At 63.0% G+C, this 15,903-nt stretch carries 15 protein-coding genes and 1 pseudogene; 5 read left to right on the top strand and 11 right to left on the bottom strand.

Annotation, left to right across the window (positions count from 1 at the left end; all coding sequences use genetic code 11):
• Positions 1-8: 8 nt before the first annotated feature.
• The 4 genes from F1C10_RS14640 to F1C10_RS14625 all read right to left on the bottom strand — a co-directional run bounded on the left by F1C10_RS14640 (position 9) and on the right by F1C10_RS14625 (position 3,014).
• Positions 9-599: a UPF0149 family protein gene (locus tag F1C10_RS14640; RefSeq protein ID WP_258042955.1), complete on the bottom strand. Its 591-nt coding sequence runs from the start codon at positions 597-599 to the stop codon at positions 9-11.
• A gap of 65 nt (positions 600-664) precedes the next feature.
• The gene (locus tag F1C10_RS14635) at positions 665-862 is read right to left on the bottom strand and encodes a hypothetical protein (protein WP_185207274.1); all 198 of its coding nucleotides are present in this window, start codon (positions 860-862) and stop codon (positions 665-667) included.
• A 497-nt stretch (positions 863-1,359) separates the two neighbouring features.
• Positions 1,360-1,911, bottom strand: a complete 552-nt coding sequence (locus F1C10_RS14630) for a hypothetical protein (RefSeq protein WP_219729764.1) — start codon at positions 1,909-1,911, stop codon at positions 1,360-1,362.
• A gap of 8 nt (positions 1,912-1,919) precedes the next feature.
• Complete coding sequence (locus tag F1C10_RS14625) at positions 1,920-3,014, bottom strand: zinc-dependent alcohol dehydrogenase (protein WP_219729763.1); 1,095 nt, start codon at positions 3,012-3,014, stop codon at positions 1,920-1,922.
• Between the two features lie 320 nt (positions 3,015-3,334).
• Here F1C10_RS14625 and F1C10_RS14620 point away from each other — a divergent pair, with 320 nt between their 5' ends.
• From F1C10_RS14620 to F1C10_RS14610, 3 genes are read left to right on the top strand one after another with little or no spacing between them, the layout of a single operon-like run.
• Positions 3,335-5,560: a hypothetical protein gene (locus tag F1C10_RS14620; protein ID WP_258042954.1), complete on the top strand. Its 2,226-nt coding sequence runs from the start codon at positions 3,335-3,337 to the stop codon at positions 5,558-5,560.
• Between the two features lie 11 nt (positions 5,561-5,571).
• Positions 5,572-5,796, top strand: coding sequence for a hypothetical protein (locus tag F1C10_RS14615; RefSeq protein WP_219729762.1), 225 nt, complete (start codon positions 5,572-5,574; stop codon positions 5,794-5,796).
• Positions 5,797-5,853: 57 nt separating this feature from the next.
• The gene (locus F1C10_RS14610) at positions 5,854-6,315 is read left to right on the top strand and encodes a hypothetical protein (protein ID WP_185207269.1); all 462 of its coding nucleotides are present in this window, start codon (positions 5,854-5,856) and stop codon (positions 6,313-6,315) included.
• Between the two features lie 16 nt (positions 6,316-6,331).
• On the opposite strand, the gene F1C10_RS14605 is transcribed toward F1C10_RS14610, so the two are convergent.
• The 7 genes from F1C10_RS14605 to F1C10_RS14570 all read right to left on the bottom strand — a co-directional run bounded on the left by F1C10_RS14605 (position 6,332) and on the right by F1C10_RS14570 (position 12,321).
• On the bottom strand, positions 6,332-6,517 hold the full coding sequence (locus F1C10_RS14605) for a DUF3734 domain-containing protein (RefSeq protein ID WP_185207267.1): 186 nt from the start codon (positions 6,515-6,517) through the stop codon (positions 6,332-6,334).
• Positions 6,518-6,532: 15 nt separating this feature from the next.
• Positions 6,533-6,718, bottom strand: a complete 186-nt coding sequence (locus tag F1C10_RS14600; RefSeq protein WP_185207265.1) for a hypothetical protein — start codon at positions 6,716-6,718, stop codon at positions 6,533-6,535.
• Between the two features lie 97 nt (positions 6,719-6,815).
• Positions 6,816-7,310, bottom strand: a complete 495-nt coding sequence (locus tag F1C10_RS14590) for a patatin-like phospholipase family protein (protein ID WP_185207263.1) — start codon at positions 7,308-7,310, stop codon at positions 6,816-6,818.
• A gap of 342 nt (positions 7,311-7,652) precedes the next feature.
• Positions 7,653-8,177 carry a ferritin-like domain-containing protein gene (locus F1C10_RS14585; protein ID WP_185207262.1) on the bottom strand — a complete coding sequence of 175 codons (525 nt, stop codon included), beginning with the start codon at positions 8,175-8,177 and terminating at the stop codon, positions 7,653-7,655.
• A gap of 39 nt (positions 8,178-8,216) precedes the next feature.
• Entirely contained in the window at positions 8,217-9,071 is an 855-nt protein-coding gene (locus tag F1C10_RS14580) for an MBL fold metallo-hydrolase (RefSeq protein WP_185207260.1), read from the bottom strand.
• 56 nt (positions 9,072-9,127) lie between these two features.
• The gene (locus F1C10_RS14575; RefSeq protein WP_185207258.1) at positions 9,128-9,982 is read right to left on the bottom strand and encodes a manganese catalase family protein; all 855 of its coding nucleotides are present in this window, start codon (positions 9,980-9,982) and stop codon (positions 9,128-9,130) included.
• Between the two features lie 164 nt (positions 9,983-10,146).
• Positions 10,147-12,321, bottom strand: a complete 2,175-nt coding sequence (locus tag F1C10_RS14570) for an NAD(P)-dependent oxidoreductase (RefSeq protein ID WP_185207256.1) — start codon at positions 12,319-12,321, stop codon at positions 10,147-10,149.
• A 155-nt stretch (positions 12,322-12,476) separates the two neighbouring features.
• Here F1C10_RS14570 and glf point away from each other — a divergent pair, with 155 nt between their 5' ends.
• On the top strand, positions 12,477-14,849 hold the full coding sequence (glf, locus tag F1C10_RS14565; RefSeq protein WP_258042953.1) for a UDP-galactopyranose mutase: 2,373 nt from the start codon (positions 12,477-12,479) through the stop codon (positions 14,847-14,849).
• Positions 14,850-15,145: 296 nt separating this feature from the next.
• Positions 15,146-15,865: pseudogene (locus F1C10_RS14560) on the top strand (IS5 family transposase).
• Positions 15,866-15,903: the final 38 nt, after the last annotated feature.

The following is a 15,903-nucleotide window of genomic DNA, read 5'->3' as shown; positions in this document are numbered from 1 at the left end:
CCGCCAGATCAGCCGCAGCAGCGCTTGTGCTTCTTCCCGGACCCGCAAGGACACGGGTCGTTGCGGCCAACCTTTGAAGCTGCTTTCTGTGCCAGAGCGCCCGGCTTCTCCCCAGCGGCATGGGCAAACGCCGCATACAGGAGTTGCACGGCCTCACTCAGCTCAGCGGCAGCGCGATCTTGAATCGCATTGATCGCTACGCTGTCGAGGTCGCTTTCATCGCGCGCCACCGCCATCAAAGTCACCAAGCGCGCCCACGCAGAAGCCTTCGCCGAATCGTCAGCCAGAGCATGCCAAGCTTCCGGACGGAGCGCGACCGCCTCCGCAAAACCATCAATCCAGTCCTCCCATAAAAACTCGCCATTGCGCTGGTCGACGTCGAGGATCGGCTGAAGTTTACCGCGAACAAGATCACGCGTGATCTCATCGCGCCTCGCTGCCACAGCGTCGGCGAACCATTGCACATCAAGCGGGTCTTCGAAGGGCGGGATGCCGTCAGTGTCCGGTCCCCACACGAGCGTCATCCACTCGCCCGATAAGATCGATTCAGGGCAAACCACCAACCCGGTGAGAAAGCCATCCAGCTCAGTGAGCAGCATTGGCTCTTCAAGTGGCAGGTCCGCTAGCGCACCGTCGAGGCGCCGAAAGCGAGAGGGCAGATGCTTCACAGGCTGAGATTGCGATGGAGCATTTCTGCCGCAGCCATTTCACGCAGGGGTGTGGGCTCGCCTGCGGCAAAGATGTCAGCCAAGTCGAGCAGGTCCTCATCGGCAAGGGCGGCCACCGACGCCTCAATGGCAGCAAGGCGATCGACCGCGCGCCCGATTTTGGCTGCTTGGCGCTTCATCCGTGTTTTAAGCATGGACGCTTGCTAGCAGGACCCGTCAAGATTGGCAGCGTCCGATCGCATGGCGAACAAGCTGATGTTAGCTGCTCTTTTCACAAGGACCCAACACACGACACTCGTGCCGCTTTGCCCGCGTCCCGAAACCCGCCGCTCGTTCATGTCCGCCCGCGGGCCGGTTGAAGCGATCGCATCCAAGCTGCTGAGCGGCATAGATGGAGGGGGGTAAGCGGACATTCGGTGTCAGCGAGATGGCGGCATTAAAGACTCGTGAGCAACGACGATCCCCCAACCTCCAGCTCGCTTCCGCCATACCGATGTTATGACCAGTTTTTTGCGCAAGGCTGACTTCGGGTCTGTGCCGTCCATCCACTGGATCGTTGTGACAACATCGGGGCCTTGCCATCGGCGTCGAGCGATCCCGGTTGCCCGGCATGCTACCGATTTTGGGCACGGCAGACGACTGACGCAAGGACATTGCGAAGAGGCTGCAGCCGCCGACGGTTCGCATTGTATCATAGCGGCGCGGGTGGTGCAGGCCGCGCAGCATCGGCTAAGTCCGGAGTGTGTGGAATTGCTGGCCCACCTTCTCGCCGTAACGCGAGATAGAGCGCGGCACCGACGCCGATCAGCGTACCGACCTTTCGCGCAAGGCCAGTCTTGTTGTGCCGCCATTCGGCCCGCGCACCCATTTCGGCGGGTATGTTGGGTAGGCGGCCTCTTGCGACATCCTGCACCACGCCTTCGACGACGTTGATGCGGTCCGCGCCCATCAGCAGTAGCCAGTGCCACCAATCCGATTCACTGCGTCGGAACGCATAGCGTCTGATCGCGCCGGACACGCCGCTCGGCGGCGTCGAGGTGCCGACGACCGCAGGCAACCGATTGTGCTCGATCGATCGCAGCACCTCGACGTCCGGCACTTGAATTGCTGGACGGTCCCACGTCAGCCCGCGCGTCTGCTGGTCTTCGATATGGCGGATCGGATAGGTAGGATTGTTCTTCGGATCGGCATCGACACCCCAGCCGGGAATCGTCGCGGTATCGACCAGTTCGGTGGTCAACATAGTGTCCCTCACTGACCGTTGGGGAGAAGCACGGGCTTGATGCAGCCGTCGAGCTTCGCCGAGAAGATGTGATAGGCGTCGGCGATGTCGGCCAGCGGCACGCGGTGGGTTATCATCGCCTTTGGATTGATAAGCCCTGCTTTGACATGCTCGATCAGGCGCGGCAGCAATCGCTTCACCGAAGCCTGATTGGCACGGATCGTGATACCCTTGTTGACCACGTTGCCGATGGGCACGATGTTTCCGGTCGGGCCGTAGACCCCGACGATCGAGACGATCCCGCCTTTCTTGACCGAATTGATCGCCCAGTGCAGCGCGATCGCATTGCCCGCCTCCAGCTTCAGCTTCGTGCCGAGCAGCGTCTGGATCGCGTTTCCCGCCGCATCGCCGCCGACCGCGTCGATGCATACGTCGGCGCCAAGCGAGTCCGTCTGTTTCTTGAGGAACACGACCATGTCGTCGATCTCGCGGACGTTATAGACCTCCGCTGGTCCGAAGACGCGGGCGAATTCCAGTCGATAGTCGACATGATCGATCACGATCACCCGCCCCGCACCAAACAGCCATGCCGATCGCGCGGCCATCAGCCCGACCGGACCGGCACCGAAGACGACTACCGTGTCGCCCGGCTGGATCCCGCCCATCTCGGCTGCCTGATAGCCTGTCGGCACCACATCGGTCAGCAAAACGGCGTCGTCATGATCCATCCAGTCGGGGATCACCGTTGGGCCGACATCGGCATAGGGAACGCGAACATATTGTGCCTGTCCACCATCGTACCCGCCGGCGGTATGTGAATAGCCGAAGATGCCGCCGACTGCCGTCGCCTGCGCATTCGATTCGTGGCAATTGCCAAACAGACCCTGCTGGCAGAAATGGCATTTGCCGCAGGCGATGTTGAACGGCACGAGGACATGGTCGCCCGGCTTCAGGTTGCGAACTTCGGTACCGACCTGTTCCACCGTTCCGCAGAACTCGTGCCCGAACGTCATGCCCACGCGGGTGTCGGGAACCATGCCGTGATACAGGTGCAGATCGGATCCGCAGATGCACGACCGTGTGACGCGGACGATCGCGTCCTCGGGGTGCTGTATCTGTGGCATCGGCTTTTCATCGACACGCACGCGGTACGGTCCCCGATAGTTCATCGCTTGCATCAAATAAACCTCCAGGAACCAGCCGATATCACGTGGCCAGTCCAGGTAATCTTTCGCGTACAGCGATGGTTCCTGAAGTTGCTATAGGTTAGACAGAAACTAGCTTGTATTATTATCGTTTCACGACAGTATTCTGCAGATTTAGCTGATCTCTGTTAACAAATAGGCCTGATCTATGTAAGGAATGTTCTATCTTATTCTCAGGAACGCCGGGGGCTCGATCTCTGTTCAAGCAGGAGGATTAACTGGCAGCAGGAACAGCGTAAATGGCATCAGCCGCTACCGCCGCGTCGACCATGCCAGCAAGTCCCTTTGTGCTGGCGCTGCGATCGGCGCTTCACGAAGAGCTCGGGGAGCGCGTGACGTCGTTCGAGGTCGGCAACATTGCGGTCGAAGTGCGCGCGATCGGGGATTCGCTATGGGCGCTCGCGCGCCGCCAGCGGCAGGGTGGGCTCGCGATACGGGTCGCCTTTATGGCCGGGCCTTTCACCTGGCGGTTGGAACGTGCCCGCGAGGGCGAGGCGCGCCGCATCTCAGTAGATAGCGCGATGGGGGGGCATCGCATCGTCTTCGAGACCGCGCATGACATGCTCGAGCGGCTGCGCGTCACCGTGTGCTTCACGCCCGCTGTGGACATGCTGATGCCATTCACGCCGCGGGATCTTTACCCGATTGATCGGGCCGGCGATCCGCTCGGCACGGCCGGCATCGTCCAGGCGCAGCAGCGCGGCGTGAACGCGGGGCTGATCTACTTCAGGATCGAAGAGCCGTCGTTCGGCAACGTCCTGTATTTCCAGAACCTGACCGCCCTTAACGACGTTTTCCTTGCGACGGGCACCAAACCCGAAGGCGTAGTGGGCGGTATCTGGCCAGAGTTGGGGTATCTGCCACCTACCCCGCCATTAGGTGAAATGTCGTCCGCCGCTTCGCTGCCCGCAGGCAAGGCAGTGGCGTTGTCTGACGCGATTATGGTTTTTCGCCATGATCCGCCCCCGGACGAGCGGCAATCGGCGCGGCATTTCCTGCAAATGCTGGGTGCAGCGTATCGCATGATCGACCTACCGCAGACGAGCTATCGGGACTGGATCGACCGCGCGGATCGCACGCTGGATGATCTTGAAAGCGCGCCCGAAGCCACGATCCGCCACTACGGCCACCGCTACGTTCACCCATACACCGCAGCCGAATATCCCGACATCATGGTACAGATGTCGTTGATTTCCGCGCTGCACGATTGGGGCAAGTGGATCGGCGAGCCAACCGCGCTCGAAGCTGAGCTGAAGCGCGGCGTGCCAAAATTCTACGACGCAAAGCTGAAGACGCTGCGGCGCTACCTGCCCAACGTCGGCAAGGACAAGGATGCCGATGCCGTCGACAGCTGGTATCTCTATCACCCGCTCCTCAATCTCGGCAATCTCGCGCTCGGCGGGGACGGAGAGGCGCGCGACCTGCTGCTGAAGTCGCTCGACTATGCGATCAAAGTCGCGCACCATTTCGACTATCGCTGGCCGATCCAGTTCAAGGTCACCGATTTCTCGGTCATCACCGAGACTGCTGGTGCCGACGGTCGCGGGCAAACCGACGTCGGCGGGATCTACGCCTGGATCATGCTTCAGGCGTATGAGCTGACCGACGAACCGCGCTATATCGCCGAAGCACAGGCTGCGATCGAGGCGGCGATCGGGTTGGGCTTCGATCTCAATTACCAGGCCAACCTCACGGCCTGGGGCGCGGCGGCATGCATGCGGTTGTGGCGCATCACCAATCGCCACGTCTATCTTGACCAGAGCTACGTCTATCTCGCCAGCTTCTTCCACAATTCGGTCCTGTGGCAGAGCCGGCTGGGACATGCGTCGGCGTACGAGACGTTCATGGGCGTGACGTGCCTGCAGGACGCGCCGTACATGGCGATCTATGAGTGTTTCGAAGCCTTCCTCGCGTTCGAGCGCTATTTAGGCGACAGCGGACCTGACCTCGAACCGGCGGCACGACTGCTGGTATCCCAATATTGCCGCTACGCGCTGTCGCGCGCCTGGTTTTATTATCCCGATGCGCTGCCCAAGGAAGCGATAGCCGCCAAGCAACGCGATGCGAACGGTCATGTCGATCGCGCGCTCTCCTTCCCGCTGGAAGATCTCTATCCCGACGGGCAGGAAGCCGGCCAGGTGGGGCAGGAGGTATATGGCGCGGGCGCTGCCTTCATCTTCGCCACGCGCGCGTTCCACCACGTCGAAGGCGCGCCCTTCCGGCTCTTTTGCGACCATTTCGTCTACGCGTGCGAGCGCACCGGTGACCGGGCGCTCAGTCTGACGCTCGATGGGGGTGAGGCTTGCGTCGCCGATTTCAGCCTGGTGCGCGTGAAGCGCCGCGCGATCGGCAAGCCGACGCTGATGACCGCCGGCGGCGACATCATCCGGCCCAGACATACCGGGCGCGACCGGATCGACTTCCACGTCCCCGCAAGTGGCCGCCTCATCCTGACATGGGAGTAGATATCAGCGTGGTGAAAACCAAACTGTCCGGCAAGCGCATCGTGATGGAGGAACACGGCGAGATCGAACGACGCGCGATGGTTGGCCAGGTGATCAACCAGACGCACCGCACGATCCGCAACATATCCAGCGTCGCCGGGCTACGCGCCGCGACCGATCTGCCCGCGGCGCTCGCGCACGATGCCCAGCTCCGCATGCTTTTGCGCCGGGCGCAGCAGGTGAAGGCTGCGCGATGACGCTGCTACTGGTTCTGCCCTGCACCTTGCGCCGTTTCTCCTGAAAGGACCGATACGATGAACGATACGACCCACCTCTACGGCACCGCGGACCCCGACAATCATCAGGCTGCGGCCGAGAACGGCTTGCGCGGAGAGGCGGCAAGCGACGCCGCCTTCCCGGCGTTGCGCCACACCGTCTCGCCGCCGGGGCAGCCATCGTTCGAGGTGGAGGAGACGTCCGGCATCGCGGTCGTCGCTCCACCGATACATTCGGTAAAAACCGGTCAGGCAACGGCACCCGCGGGGCCCGCGCCTTCGTCGTCGCACGCTGCCTCGACAAGCGATGTTCACAGCCATTCCGCACCGCCGCCGCCGACCGTCTCCGATGCCGCGTCACCCTGGCCGTGGATCGTCGTCACGGCTGCGGTGGCTTACATGATCGGTCGCCGGCGTGGCCGTGCCGACGCGCCATTGGTCGTGGCGACACCGGTGGTCAGGACCGGCGCGGCTGACGATCTGGCCGGAACGCTCTTCTAGCGCTGGTCGCGGCCCGTTACGCGGCGATCGTCAGTCCGGCACCGCCGGCGGCGATCGCCCCACGGTCGAGCCGAGCGAGAAGGCCGCTCCCGGCGCGATAGCCGGTGTCCCAGCGCGACCCGACCGATGCGGGCGAGAAATCCATCGCCTTGCCTGCCACTTCGCGCGCCTGACCGTCGTAGGCGAGCCGAACCAGCGTCACCGAACTGTCGCGGTATCACGGATCGTACACATAGGCCCGGCGCCAACGCTCGATCCTCCGACGTGATTGCGCGGCGAAGATCAGGTCTTGGGTGCGCGAAACCAACTCGCCCAGCGTCGAAGGCCGGATACCCGATGCCGGCAGCATGTCGACAGCGATGCATAGCGTCGGCAGGCCGGTCGGCGTCGCGTAGCGAATCAAGCGGCATATTCGCCGACAGCCCGCCATCGACGAACAATCGGCCGTCGATCGAAACCGCTGGAAACGATGGGGGCACGGCGGCACTTCCGCGGACATGCTAGGCCGCAAACGTGCCGTTCTGCGTGTCGAACACTGCGTCGTCACCCGTCTCAAGGTCTACGGCCAACGCCGCGTACCGCATCGCGCCGCTGTTCGACCGGGTGAAATCGACCAGGCGGGCAAGCGTCGTAGCAAGCGGGGCGGTGTCGTAGAGCGCCGGCGTCGTGCTGCTTCCACAATCAGTGCGGTGCCGGCAGGGGCGAACGCCCGGCCGGCCGCCGGCCAGCGTGCCAGGCGCTTCCGCCGTACGCCGCCACGTCTCGGGGAACGCGGCAGTCCAGTCGGGCCAGCCGCCGTCAGTGCTGGCGGGACGCCACGGATGCGTGAGGCGCAACAGCCTTTGCTGGGGCATATTGCCCGCGATGATCGTTTCGTTGATCGCGCCGACCGAGGTTCCGATCCTGCAGTCGGGCTCGATTCCACGCTCCGTTAGCGCTTGGAACACGCCCGCCTGATAGGCACCAAGCGCATTGCCCGGCCAGCACCAGAGCAACGCGGCATTCCTGAAGTGCCGGCATGGTCACGCCGGTGGCAGCTTGGCTATCTTGGGCTTGCTTCAGGGCTCGGCGCCAGCATCCGCGCCACTGCCATGCGCCTCGTCCGTCGCCGGATCGATCCAGGCACGCACGCCGGCTCTCCGCTCAGCCGCCGCTGTATCGGTAGCGTTGGCGGCCGGCAGATGCGCGACGCGCATCGCTACCTCCCGCGCGAGCCAATAGAGTTAGCCGAGCTTGCCCTGGTCATAATCGAACGGGTTGTTCGAAGCCCGGCGCGCCGGCCGACGTCGCCGTGCCCTTGCCGCATCACCGTGCGTCCTGCCAGCGGCGCATTCCGATCAAACCTTCGCCTCGGGACTGCCGTTCTCGGCGTAAAGCGTGGCATAGCGCCGCGTGACGATCGGGAGCGTTTCGTCGATCCACTGTGCCATGCTCTGCTCTTCGCTCAGCGACTGCATCAGCAACGGCGTCGCGGTGACGAACCTGCCGTCTTCCGCCAGCACCAGCAGCGATTTATAGGCGGCGATCTCGAAATGCTCGAACGCGTAATTGGCAAAGCTGTTTTTTAGGATCTCGTCGCCCGCAACACTGTGTGCGATCGCCGCCGCCCCGCCCGACATGCTCAGCCCGATATCCTTTATCGTCGAACTGCTCGTGTCGAAGCCGGCGAGAATCTCGTCGAGCCGGGCGATCTGCGCGTTCGTTTCCTTGATATGAAGCCGCAATCGATCGGCGACCTCCGGATAATGTTCGATCCGCGACACTTGCGGCGTCATAATCGCCAGCGCCTGTTTCTCGACCGCGTGCGCGTTGACGAGCCCGGTGATGAACAGTTCGCGAAACGTATCGAGCTGACTGGCCATGGTAGTTTTCCTTCTGAGTTGATGTTGGGGAAGCGGGTGTCAGAGCGGGTGGCCCGCCTGACAGGCGGCAAGCTCGACCGGGTCGTGCGCACATGCGATCGACACGTCGCTGCGATGCTCGATCGACAAGGTGCGCAGTCGCGCCTGATTGGTCAGGCGGCTGGTGGCGTCGACTTCCATCAGCCGCTGGTAGCCACGCAGGCCGGGGGTGCAGCGCCGCCGTGCCTGGCGCATCTCGCCGCGGTAGAAATACGCGTCGCCCGCATGGAGCAACCAGCGTCCGTCATCGCGCCGGATCGCGACGCCGGCATGGCCCCACGTATGGCCGGGTAGCGGGATTAGCAGGAGTTCCGGCGGCAACCCGTCGAGGTCGCGCACCGCGTCGAAGCCGAACCACGGCGCACCACGCGCGCCATAGCGGCGCCAGTCGCTCACCTTGTCGAACTGTGGGCGACGCCAGCGATTGCGCGCGACGACGCCGCGATGTGGCCCGGCCGCGTCGTCATATTCGCGCTGCATCACGTGTACGGTCGCTTCGGGAAAGTCCTCCAGCCCGCCGGCATGATCGAAATCGAGATGGGTCACGACGATGTGGCGCACGTCGCGGGGCCGAAAACCCAGCGCTTCGATCTGCCGAACCGCGGTTTCCCGTTCACGCAGCCGGATGTTGAGCATAAGACGCCACGGCCTTGAGATACGCGGTGAGCGGCCGGCATGCGGCTTCGCCACGTCACGCAGCCCGTAACCGGTGTCGATCAGTACCAGTCCATGGGCATCGGTTTCTATCAACAGGCAATGGCAGACCAGTTTGGCCAGTGGGCCTGCGCTCTGCCCGTCGAACAGCGCGCCGCCGAGTGGGCAATCCGTGCCGCAGTTCAAATGGTGGATCCGCATCGGTCATCCTGTCTGGGACGAAGAACGGCCGGCGGGGACGCCACCGGCCGCGATCGTCAGCCGATCTGTTTGTCCTGCGCGGCGCTGTCCGGTCGTGCCGGCCCCAGGACGGGTTCGTCGCCCAAAGGCTGGTTCTGAAAGACGGTGAACTCGCCGCGGCCGTCCACCGCGGGGCCGCTGGTCCAACGCCCCTCCGGGACCGTCCCGTCGACTGCGGTCGCATAGAAGTTATAGTTGTTCTGCTGATCCTCCATCTCCTGCGGGAAAGAATTGGGGATTGGCAGATTGGCAGCCGGGCCGCCTAATTCTTCCAGAACGGCGAGCCACTGCTGCTGATGCATCGTGTCGCGGGCGATCATGTAGTGGAGCATGTCCTTCATGCCCTTGTCTTCGGCAGCGTTGAACAGGCGCACCGCCAGCACCCGCCCGGTCGCCTCTGCCGCGACATTGGAATACATGTCGGCCGCAACGTTGCCGCTGGCATAGATATGGCTCATGTTGAACGGCACGCCGTCCGAGTCCATCGGCATTGCCGCAAGCCCGCTCGACAGCAAATTCTTGTGGATCAATCCTTCGATCGTTGCCTTGGCGCTTCCACCGCCCATGACGGCGCCTACGATACTGTCGCCAGCACCTTCCTCCTGCAGTGAGGCAGGCGCCGTCTCAAGGTTCAGTGCCACGGCGGTCGCGAGCATCTCGATATGGCCAATCTCCTCGGTCGCTGTGTGGAGAAGCATATCGCGGTACTTGGTTGTCGGCGCGCGGTTGCCCCACGCTTGAAAGAAATACTGCATGCACACGCGGATCTCGCCTTCGACGCCGCCAATCGCCTGTTGTAGCATTCGCGCGAACTGCGGGTTCGGCTTTTCAACTTCGACCGGATATTGTAGACGTTTGTCGTGGTAATACATGTTGACTCCCCATTACTATGTTGCTGGGTCAACCGATCACCATCACGATAAGTACCAAGATAATTATCTATTTCGTGCTAATCTAAATCACTTTCACGATTAGCATATCTGCAACTTGGCCTTTGCTCTGATGTAGATCAAACTTCCAGCCCCGATCTTTCTAATTATTTTTGCCCGAGCGCCGGATGATCGCTACGCCAGCGGTCTGCAAAATGGTCAATCGATTCCGCGAGCGACGCCAATGGCGCGATGTGTTCGCTCGCCATCACACTGTAGCGCGGACGCGGCGCGCGCCAGCCGAGGTCGGCACCGCTCACCCCGACGATCCTGTCAGGATCATGCCCGATCGCACGCGCGATCGCCCGGCCGAATTCGAGCCAGGTCACCGCGCCATCGGTGACGAGGTGCCGTATCCCGTCTTCCCCGTCGATCAGCAGGTCGAGGATGGTATCGACGAGCCGGGGCACGTAGCTGGGGGACACGATCTGATCGTCGGCTGCGCCCACCTGTCGCCCCGCATCGAGATCGCGGGCCACGGCATGGGCGAAATTGTATGGATCGTCGGGCGAGAAGAACGCCGCCGCGCGAACCACCAGCGGGCGGTGACCGCGCCGTATCACGCCGTCTTCCATGGCCTGCTTGCTGCGGCCGTAGGCGGACAGCGGCCGCGGCATATCGCTTTCGACATAGGGGCGATTGATTGCGCCGTCGAAAACGAGGTCGCTCGACAGCGCGACGATCGGCACCTCGCGCTCTGCGGCGGCGATCGCGAGATCAATCGCGCCGGTCGCGTTGCTGCGCCAGCATGCCGCTTCCTGTGTTTCCGCCTCGTCTACCCGCACCCAGCCGGCCGCGTTGACGACGGCCCAGGGCTGCATGTCGTCGAGCGCGGTTGCGATCGACAGCGGATCGCCGAGATCGCATTCGGCACGCGTCGTCAGGCGAAAGGCGATCCCCCGCGCAATACAGGCGCGCGCGATTGCCTGGCCGAGCGTGCCGGTCGCACCGCAGATCAGCAGCGGCTGCGGCGTGCCGATGGAGGTATCGCGAAGCTCCGCCGATCGCGCGGGGCGCGGCGCGGCGGCGAAGATCAACCGCTCCGGCCGCCGCCACCAGCCCGGCTGAGCGACGACATCATGGGCTTGTTTCGCCCCCCGCCACTGGCGGGCCAGCGCCGTTTCGCGAACGAACCCTCCGGCGACGTTGAACAGCCCGGGTTCGTACCGGCCCGGCCGTGTGATCAGCGTATCCCAATCCGAACAGCCGAACATCGACCAAGCAGTGATCGCCCGAACATCGACACCCGCAGCGCGCGCCGCCAGCGCCGATCGCAACGCTTCGTCGGCCCAGCGCATCTGCTCCTCGCGGGTACAGCCGAGATGGACCTCGGTCAGCGCGATCGGTAGGCCATAGCGCTCCCACGCCTCGTGCATCGCGCCGGAGAACGGCGCTGGCCCTGGCTCCAGCGCGCGTATTGCTGGTACATCGGCAAAGATGCGTCGGCCGTTCCCGCCGCGAACATCTGCGGGATAGCGCTGCACGCGATGGTCCAGGAACCGGTCGCTCGTCGGGTAATGGTTGATGCCGATCACGTCAGGTGGGCACGGGTCTGCCGCAATGGTACGCAACCGCCGCGCGAAGCCGAAGGCGCATAGACGATGCCATAAGGGATGGTTTGCCGTTACCTTCCCACACAACAGGTCCCATCCTGCCCATCGCCGTTGGTTGTCGAACGCCGCCTGCTCGGCCAGTGGCCGCGTTCCCCAGGTGCGACCCAGATCGTCCGTCTGGATCAGTCGCGCGCTTGGAATGACTGCGCGGATCGCCCGCATCGACAGCCGAACCGCGTCGATCTGATTGAGCAGCGCGAGCCAGAACGAGGCTTCGTCGCGTGCGTGCGGATACCAATGGCCATAAAGCGCCGCGAACCGCGCGGTGGTGGTAGGCTCGTTGACCGGCGTCCAATCGGTAATCCAGGGGTAGCGAGCCGCGGCACCGGCGGCATGGCGCGCCAATCCTGTAGCGAAATCGTCGGCCAGCAGGGTCGTATAGGCCGGGCCGCTGCCATGATGGATCAACCCCCCGATGACGCGAATGTTCGCATCGCGCAGCGCCGCCAAGCGCGCGTCGCACCACGTCCAATCCGCCGTGTCGGGAGAATCGGGCGATACGCGCTCCCACAATATTGGATAGCGGATGGCACTGAACCCGAGCGCAGCGATCCGCGCGATGTCCGCCGGTCGGTCGTGATGCCCAGACCGGCGAAGTTGGTCGGTATAGACGTCACCGGTCCTGCTGACGGTGCATTCAACGCCGCACCAGCGCTCCAGACTCCCCATTGCGGCCCTCCATAGCCCAGCGACAAGCGCGCCAGCGGCGGGGATGTTGCGCCACGCCGCGTAGAATCACCGTGATCCAAATCAGTTACGCGTCAATCGCAGGAACTATCGACTACCGCACGTCATTCACCCTGTCAGATGTCAGGGAAAGATCGATGAAGCTGATCGCCGACGAACTCTCGCAAACTCGCGCACTTCATCGTCCTCGTTCGTCCGACACCCGAACATTGATCTGTTTTAGTCATTTGCGCTGGAATTTCGTCTTCCAACGGCCGCAGCATCTCATGACGCGTCTCACCAGCAATCATCATGTGCTCTTCTGGGAGGAGCCCGAGTATCGCGATCCCGATACGCAAGCTTCGATCCGGATCGCACAGGATCCGCAGCACGCCGTGACCGTGATGACGCCGCAACTGCCGGCTGGCTTGGCGGGCGCCGAGGAACAGGCGATCCTGCAAGAGCTTCTCGACGGGCAATTGGCGACGCGGCCACCGGTCGCGGTGAAATGGTATTACACGCCAATGATGTTGCCATTCTCCGCGCATGTGCCGGCGGAATGCGTCGTCTACGATTGCATGGACGAGCTTTCCGCGTTCAAGTTCCCGCCGGTCGGCTTGCTCGATCGCGAACGGGAATTGCTGGCCGCGGCGGATGTCGTGTTTACCGGCGGCTCGAGCCTGTACGAGGCGAAGCGCGATCGTCACCATAATGTCCACGCATTTTCGTCGAGCATCGACGCAGCGCACTTTGCCGCCGCCCGAAGCGCGGCCCGCGAACCGCAGGATCAGGCGGCGATCGCAGGCCCGAAGCTCGGGTTCGCCGGGGTCGTTGATGAGCGCATGGACATCGAGCTTCTGGCCAAGCTGGCGGATGCGCATCCCGAATGGTCGATCGTCATCATCGGTCCGGTGGTAAAGATCGATCCCGCGAGCCTTCCCGACCGTCCCAACCTCCACTTCCTCGGTAGCCGCGATTATGCCGACCTACCCGCCTACCTAAGCGGCTGGTCGGTCGGGTTGATGCCGTTCGCGATCAACGAGGCGACGCGGTACATCAGCCCCACCAAGACGCCGGAATATCTCGCCGCCGGCCTCAAGGTCGTCTCCACCCCTATCGTCGATGTCGTGCGTCATTACGGCGCGCTCGATGCAATCCGCATCGGCGAGACGGCGGAAGCATTCATCCGGGCCTGCGAACAGGCCATCGCGAACAGCGGCGACCTGGCGTGGCGCGATGCAGCCGACGAACAGCTCGCGCGCGGCTCGTGGGACGACACGGTGCTAAAGATGAGCGCATTGATCGCGATCGAACAAGCGGCGAAACACGTGCTCGAACCGATCGTGTCGCCGACGTCTTGGCCGCTGGGAACCAATCGGTACGACGTGATGGTCGTCGGCGCAGGCTTTGCCGGCGCCGTGATGGCCGAGCGGCTCGCAAACAGCGGTTTCTCAGTACTCGTGGTGGATCGGCGTCCGCATGTCGCCGGCAATGCCTATGATCGGCGCGATGAAGCGGGGTTACTGATCCACCAATACGGCCCGCATATCTTCCATACGAATTCGGACGATGTCTTTGCCTATCTGTCGCGGTTCACGCAGTGGCGGCCGTATGAGCATCGCGTGCTGGCGGATGTCGGCGGGATGTACGTACCGATGCCGATCAATCGCACGACGCTCAACATGCTCTACGATGCCGGGCTGGAGACCGAGGACGATGTCGAGGCATTTCTCGCGGAGCGGGCGGAGCCGGTCGAGCCGATCCGTACCTCTGCGGATGTCGTCGTCTCGCGCGTAGGGCGGGAACTCTACGAAACCTTCTTCCGTGGCTATACGCGCAAGCAGTGGGGGCTAGATCCCAGCGACCTCGACAAATCGGTCACGGCGCGCGTGCCGACCCGCGCCGATACCGACGACCGCTATTTCACCGACAAGCATCAGGCGATGCCGGCAGACGGCTACACGCGCATGTTCGAGGCGATGCTCGACCATCCGAACATCGAGTTACTTCTGGGTGTTGATTATACCGAGGTGCGTGACGCCTATCCCCATGACCACCTCGTCTTCACCGGGCCGATTGATGAGTATTTCGGTTATTGCCACGGCAAGCTACCTTATCGCTCGCTGACGTTCCGGCATGAAACGGAAGATCGCGCTTGGCGGCAACCGGTGGCGGTGGTGAACTATCCCGACGAGGCGGTGCCGTACACGCGGGTGACCGAATACAAACACCTGACAGGCGATGTCGTAGCAAAAACAAGTGTCACCTATGAATATCCCAGCGCAGAGGGAGACCCTTATTATCCGATCCCACGGGAAGAAAATCAGGCGCTGTTCAAACGCTACGAAGCGCTTGCCATCGCAGAAGAGCACGTAACCTTCGTCGGACGGCTGGCGACCTATCGCTATTACAATATGGATCAGGTGGTCGGACAGGCATTGTCGGCGGCGCGGCGGCTCACGTCACGGCTGACGCAGCAACAGGAGGCGACAACAGCCGAATTGTCCGGGCTGAGGGCAGTATCGAGCTAATTGATTCGATCGGTGCAGGGCGCGTGCGGCGACCGCACTTATGCCAAGCTACACGGGTAGGCCGACGAACGAGTCTGCCGGCCGATGCCCGCTCGAAGCTGTCAAACGAATTCACCACCTAGTTGGCGCTCCCGCGCGCCCTTAACAACCACGCTTTCCCAATAGATTTCTCCTGCAGCCCAATGCCGCGTCTTGGGTTGCTAGGGACAGAGCCCATTGATGAGAGCGTAGCGATCTGATTCAGCTCCGCGAGGAGGCCGTAGACGAGGGATCTGTACTGGCTGACGGATGAGCAGATGGCGCGCCTGCGGCCCTACTTCCCCAAGAGCCATGGCACGCCGCCGGTGGATGGCCGGCGGGTGCCGAGCGGCATCGTCTTCGTCAATCGCAACGGGCTGCGCTGGTGTGATGCGCCGAGCGCGTACGGCCCACACAAGACGCTCTACAATCGCCGGAAGCGGTGGAGCGACAGGGCGTCTTCCTGCGCATGATGAAGGGTCTTGCGGCAGCAGAGCCCGTACCGAAGACCGTTATGACCGACGCGACCTAGCTGAAGGCACACCGCACGGCATCAAACCTGCGATTTAAAAGAGGGCATTGGGCGGCTGATCGGGCGCACCAAGGGCGGCATGAACACCAAGCTACGCCGTCAGCGATGCGGACGACGGCCCTTAAGCTTCTTCATGACCCCCGGGCAGGTCAGCGACTACACCGGCGCGGCAGCCCGGCTCGACGATCTGCCGAAGGCGCAATGGCTGCTCGGCGACCGCGGCTATGATGCGGATTGGTTCAGGGACGCCCTCGAAGCCAAAGGCAACCAGCCATGTAACCCAGGTCGGCGATCCCTCAACTAGCCGGTCAGGTACGACAAGCCCTGCTACCGCCGCCACAGCCGTATCGCGATCATGCTCGGCCGGCTAAAGGACTGGCGCCGCGTCGCCACTCGCTACGACCGATGCCCAAACGTCGCCTTCTCCGACATCGCCCTCGCTGCCACCATCATCTTTTGGCTATGACCCAGCGGTCCTGACAATAGGCAGACCTTTCGCTTCAC

This window comes from Sphingomonas sp. NBWT7, assembly GCF_014217605.1.
Lineage (GTDB): Bacteria > Pseudomonadota > Alphaproteobacteria > Sphingomonadales > Sphingomonadaceae > Sphingomonas.
The sequence above is the reverse complement of the archived record's forward strand: the minus strand, read 5'-3'. Positions and strand labels throughout refer to the sequence as shown.

Bases quoted from the DNA above. Each gene is read 5' to 3' on its own strand.
- F1C10_RS14570 (WP_185207256.1), bottom strand. From the start codon at position 12,321: ATGGGGAGTCTGGAGCGCTGGTGCGGCGTTGAATGCACCGTCAGCAGG.
- F1C10_RS14610 (WP_185207269.1), top strand. From the start codon at position 5,854: ATGAACGATACGACCCACCTCTACGGCACCGCGGACCCCGACAATCAT.
- F1C10_RS14630 (WP_219729764.1), bottom strand. From the start codon at position 1,911: ATGTTGACCACCGAACTGGTCGATACCGCGACGATTCCCGGCTGGGGT.
- glf (WP_258042953.1), top strand. From the start codon at position 12,477: ATGAAGCTGATCGCCGACGAACTCTCGCAAACTCGCGCACTTCATCGT.
- F1C10_RS14640 (WP_258042955.1), bottom strand. From the start codon at position 599: ATGCTGCTCACTGAGCTGGATGGCTTTCTCACCGGGTTGGTGGTTTGC.
- F1C10_RS14580 (WP_185207260.1), bottom strand. From the start codon at position 9,071: ATGCGGATCCACCATTTGAACTGCGGCACGGATTGCCCACTCGGCGGC.
- F1C10_RS14585 (WP_185207262.1), bottom strand. From the start codon at position 8,177: ATGGCCAGTCAGCTCGATACGTTTCGCGAACTGTTCATCACCGGGCTC.
- F1C10_RS14635 (WP_185207274.1), bottom strand. From the start codon at position 862: ATGCTTAAAACACGGATGAAGCGCCAAGCAGCCAAAATCGGGCGCGCG.
- F1C10_RS14620 (WP_258042954.1), top strand. From the start codon at position 3,335: ATGGCATCAGCCGCTACCGCCGCGTCGACCATGCCAGCAAGTCCCTTT.
- F1C10_RS14575 (WP_185207258.1), bottom strand. From the start codon at position 9,982: ATGTATTACCACGACAAACGTCTACAATATCCGGTCGAAGTTGAAAAG.
- F1C10_RS14625 (WP_219729763.1), bottom strand. From the start codon at position 3,014: ATGCCACAGATACAGCACCCCGAGGACGCGATCGTCCGCGTCACACGG.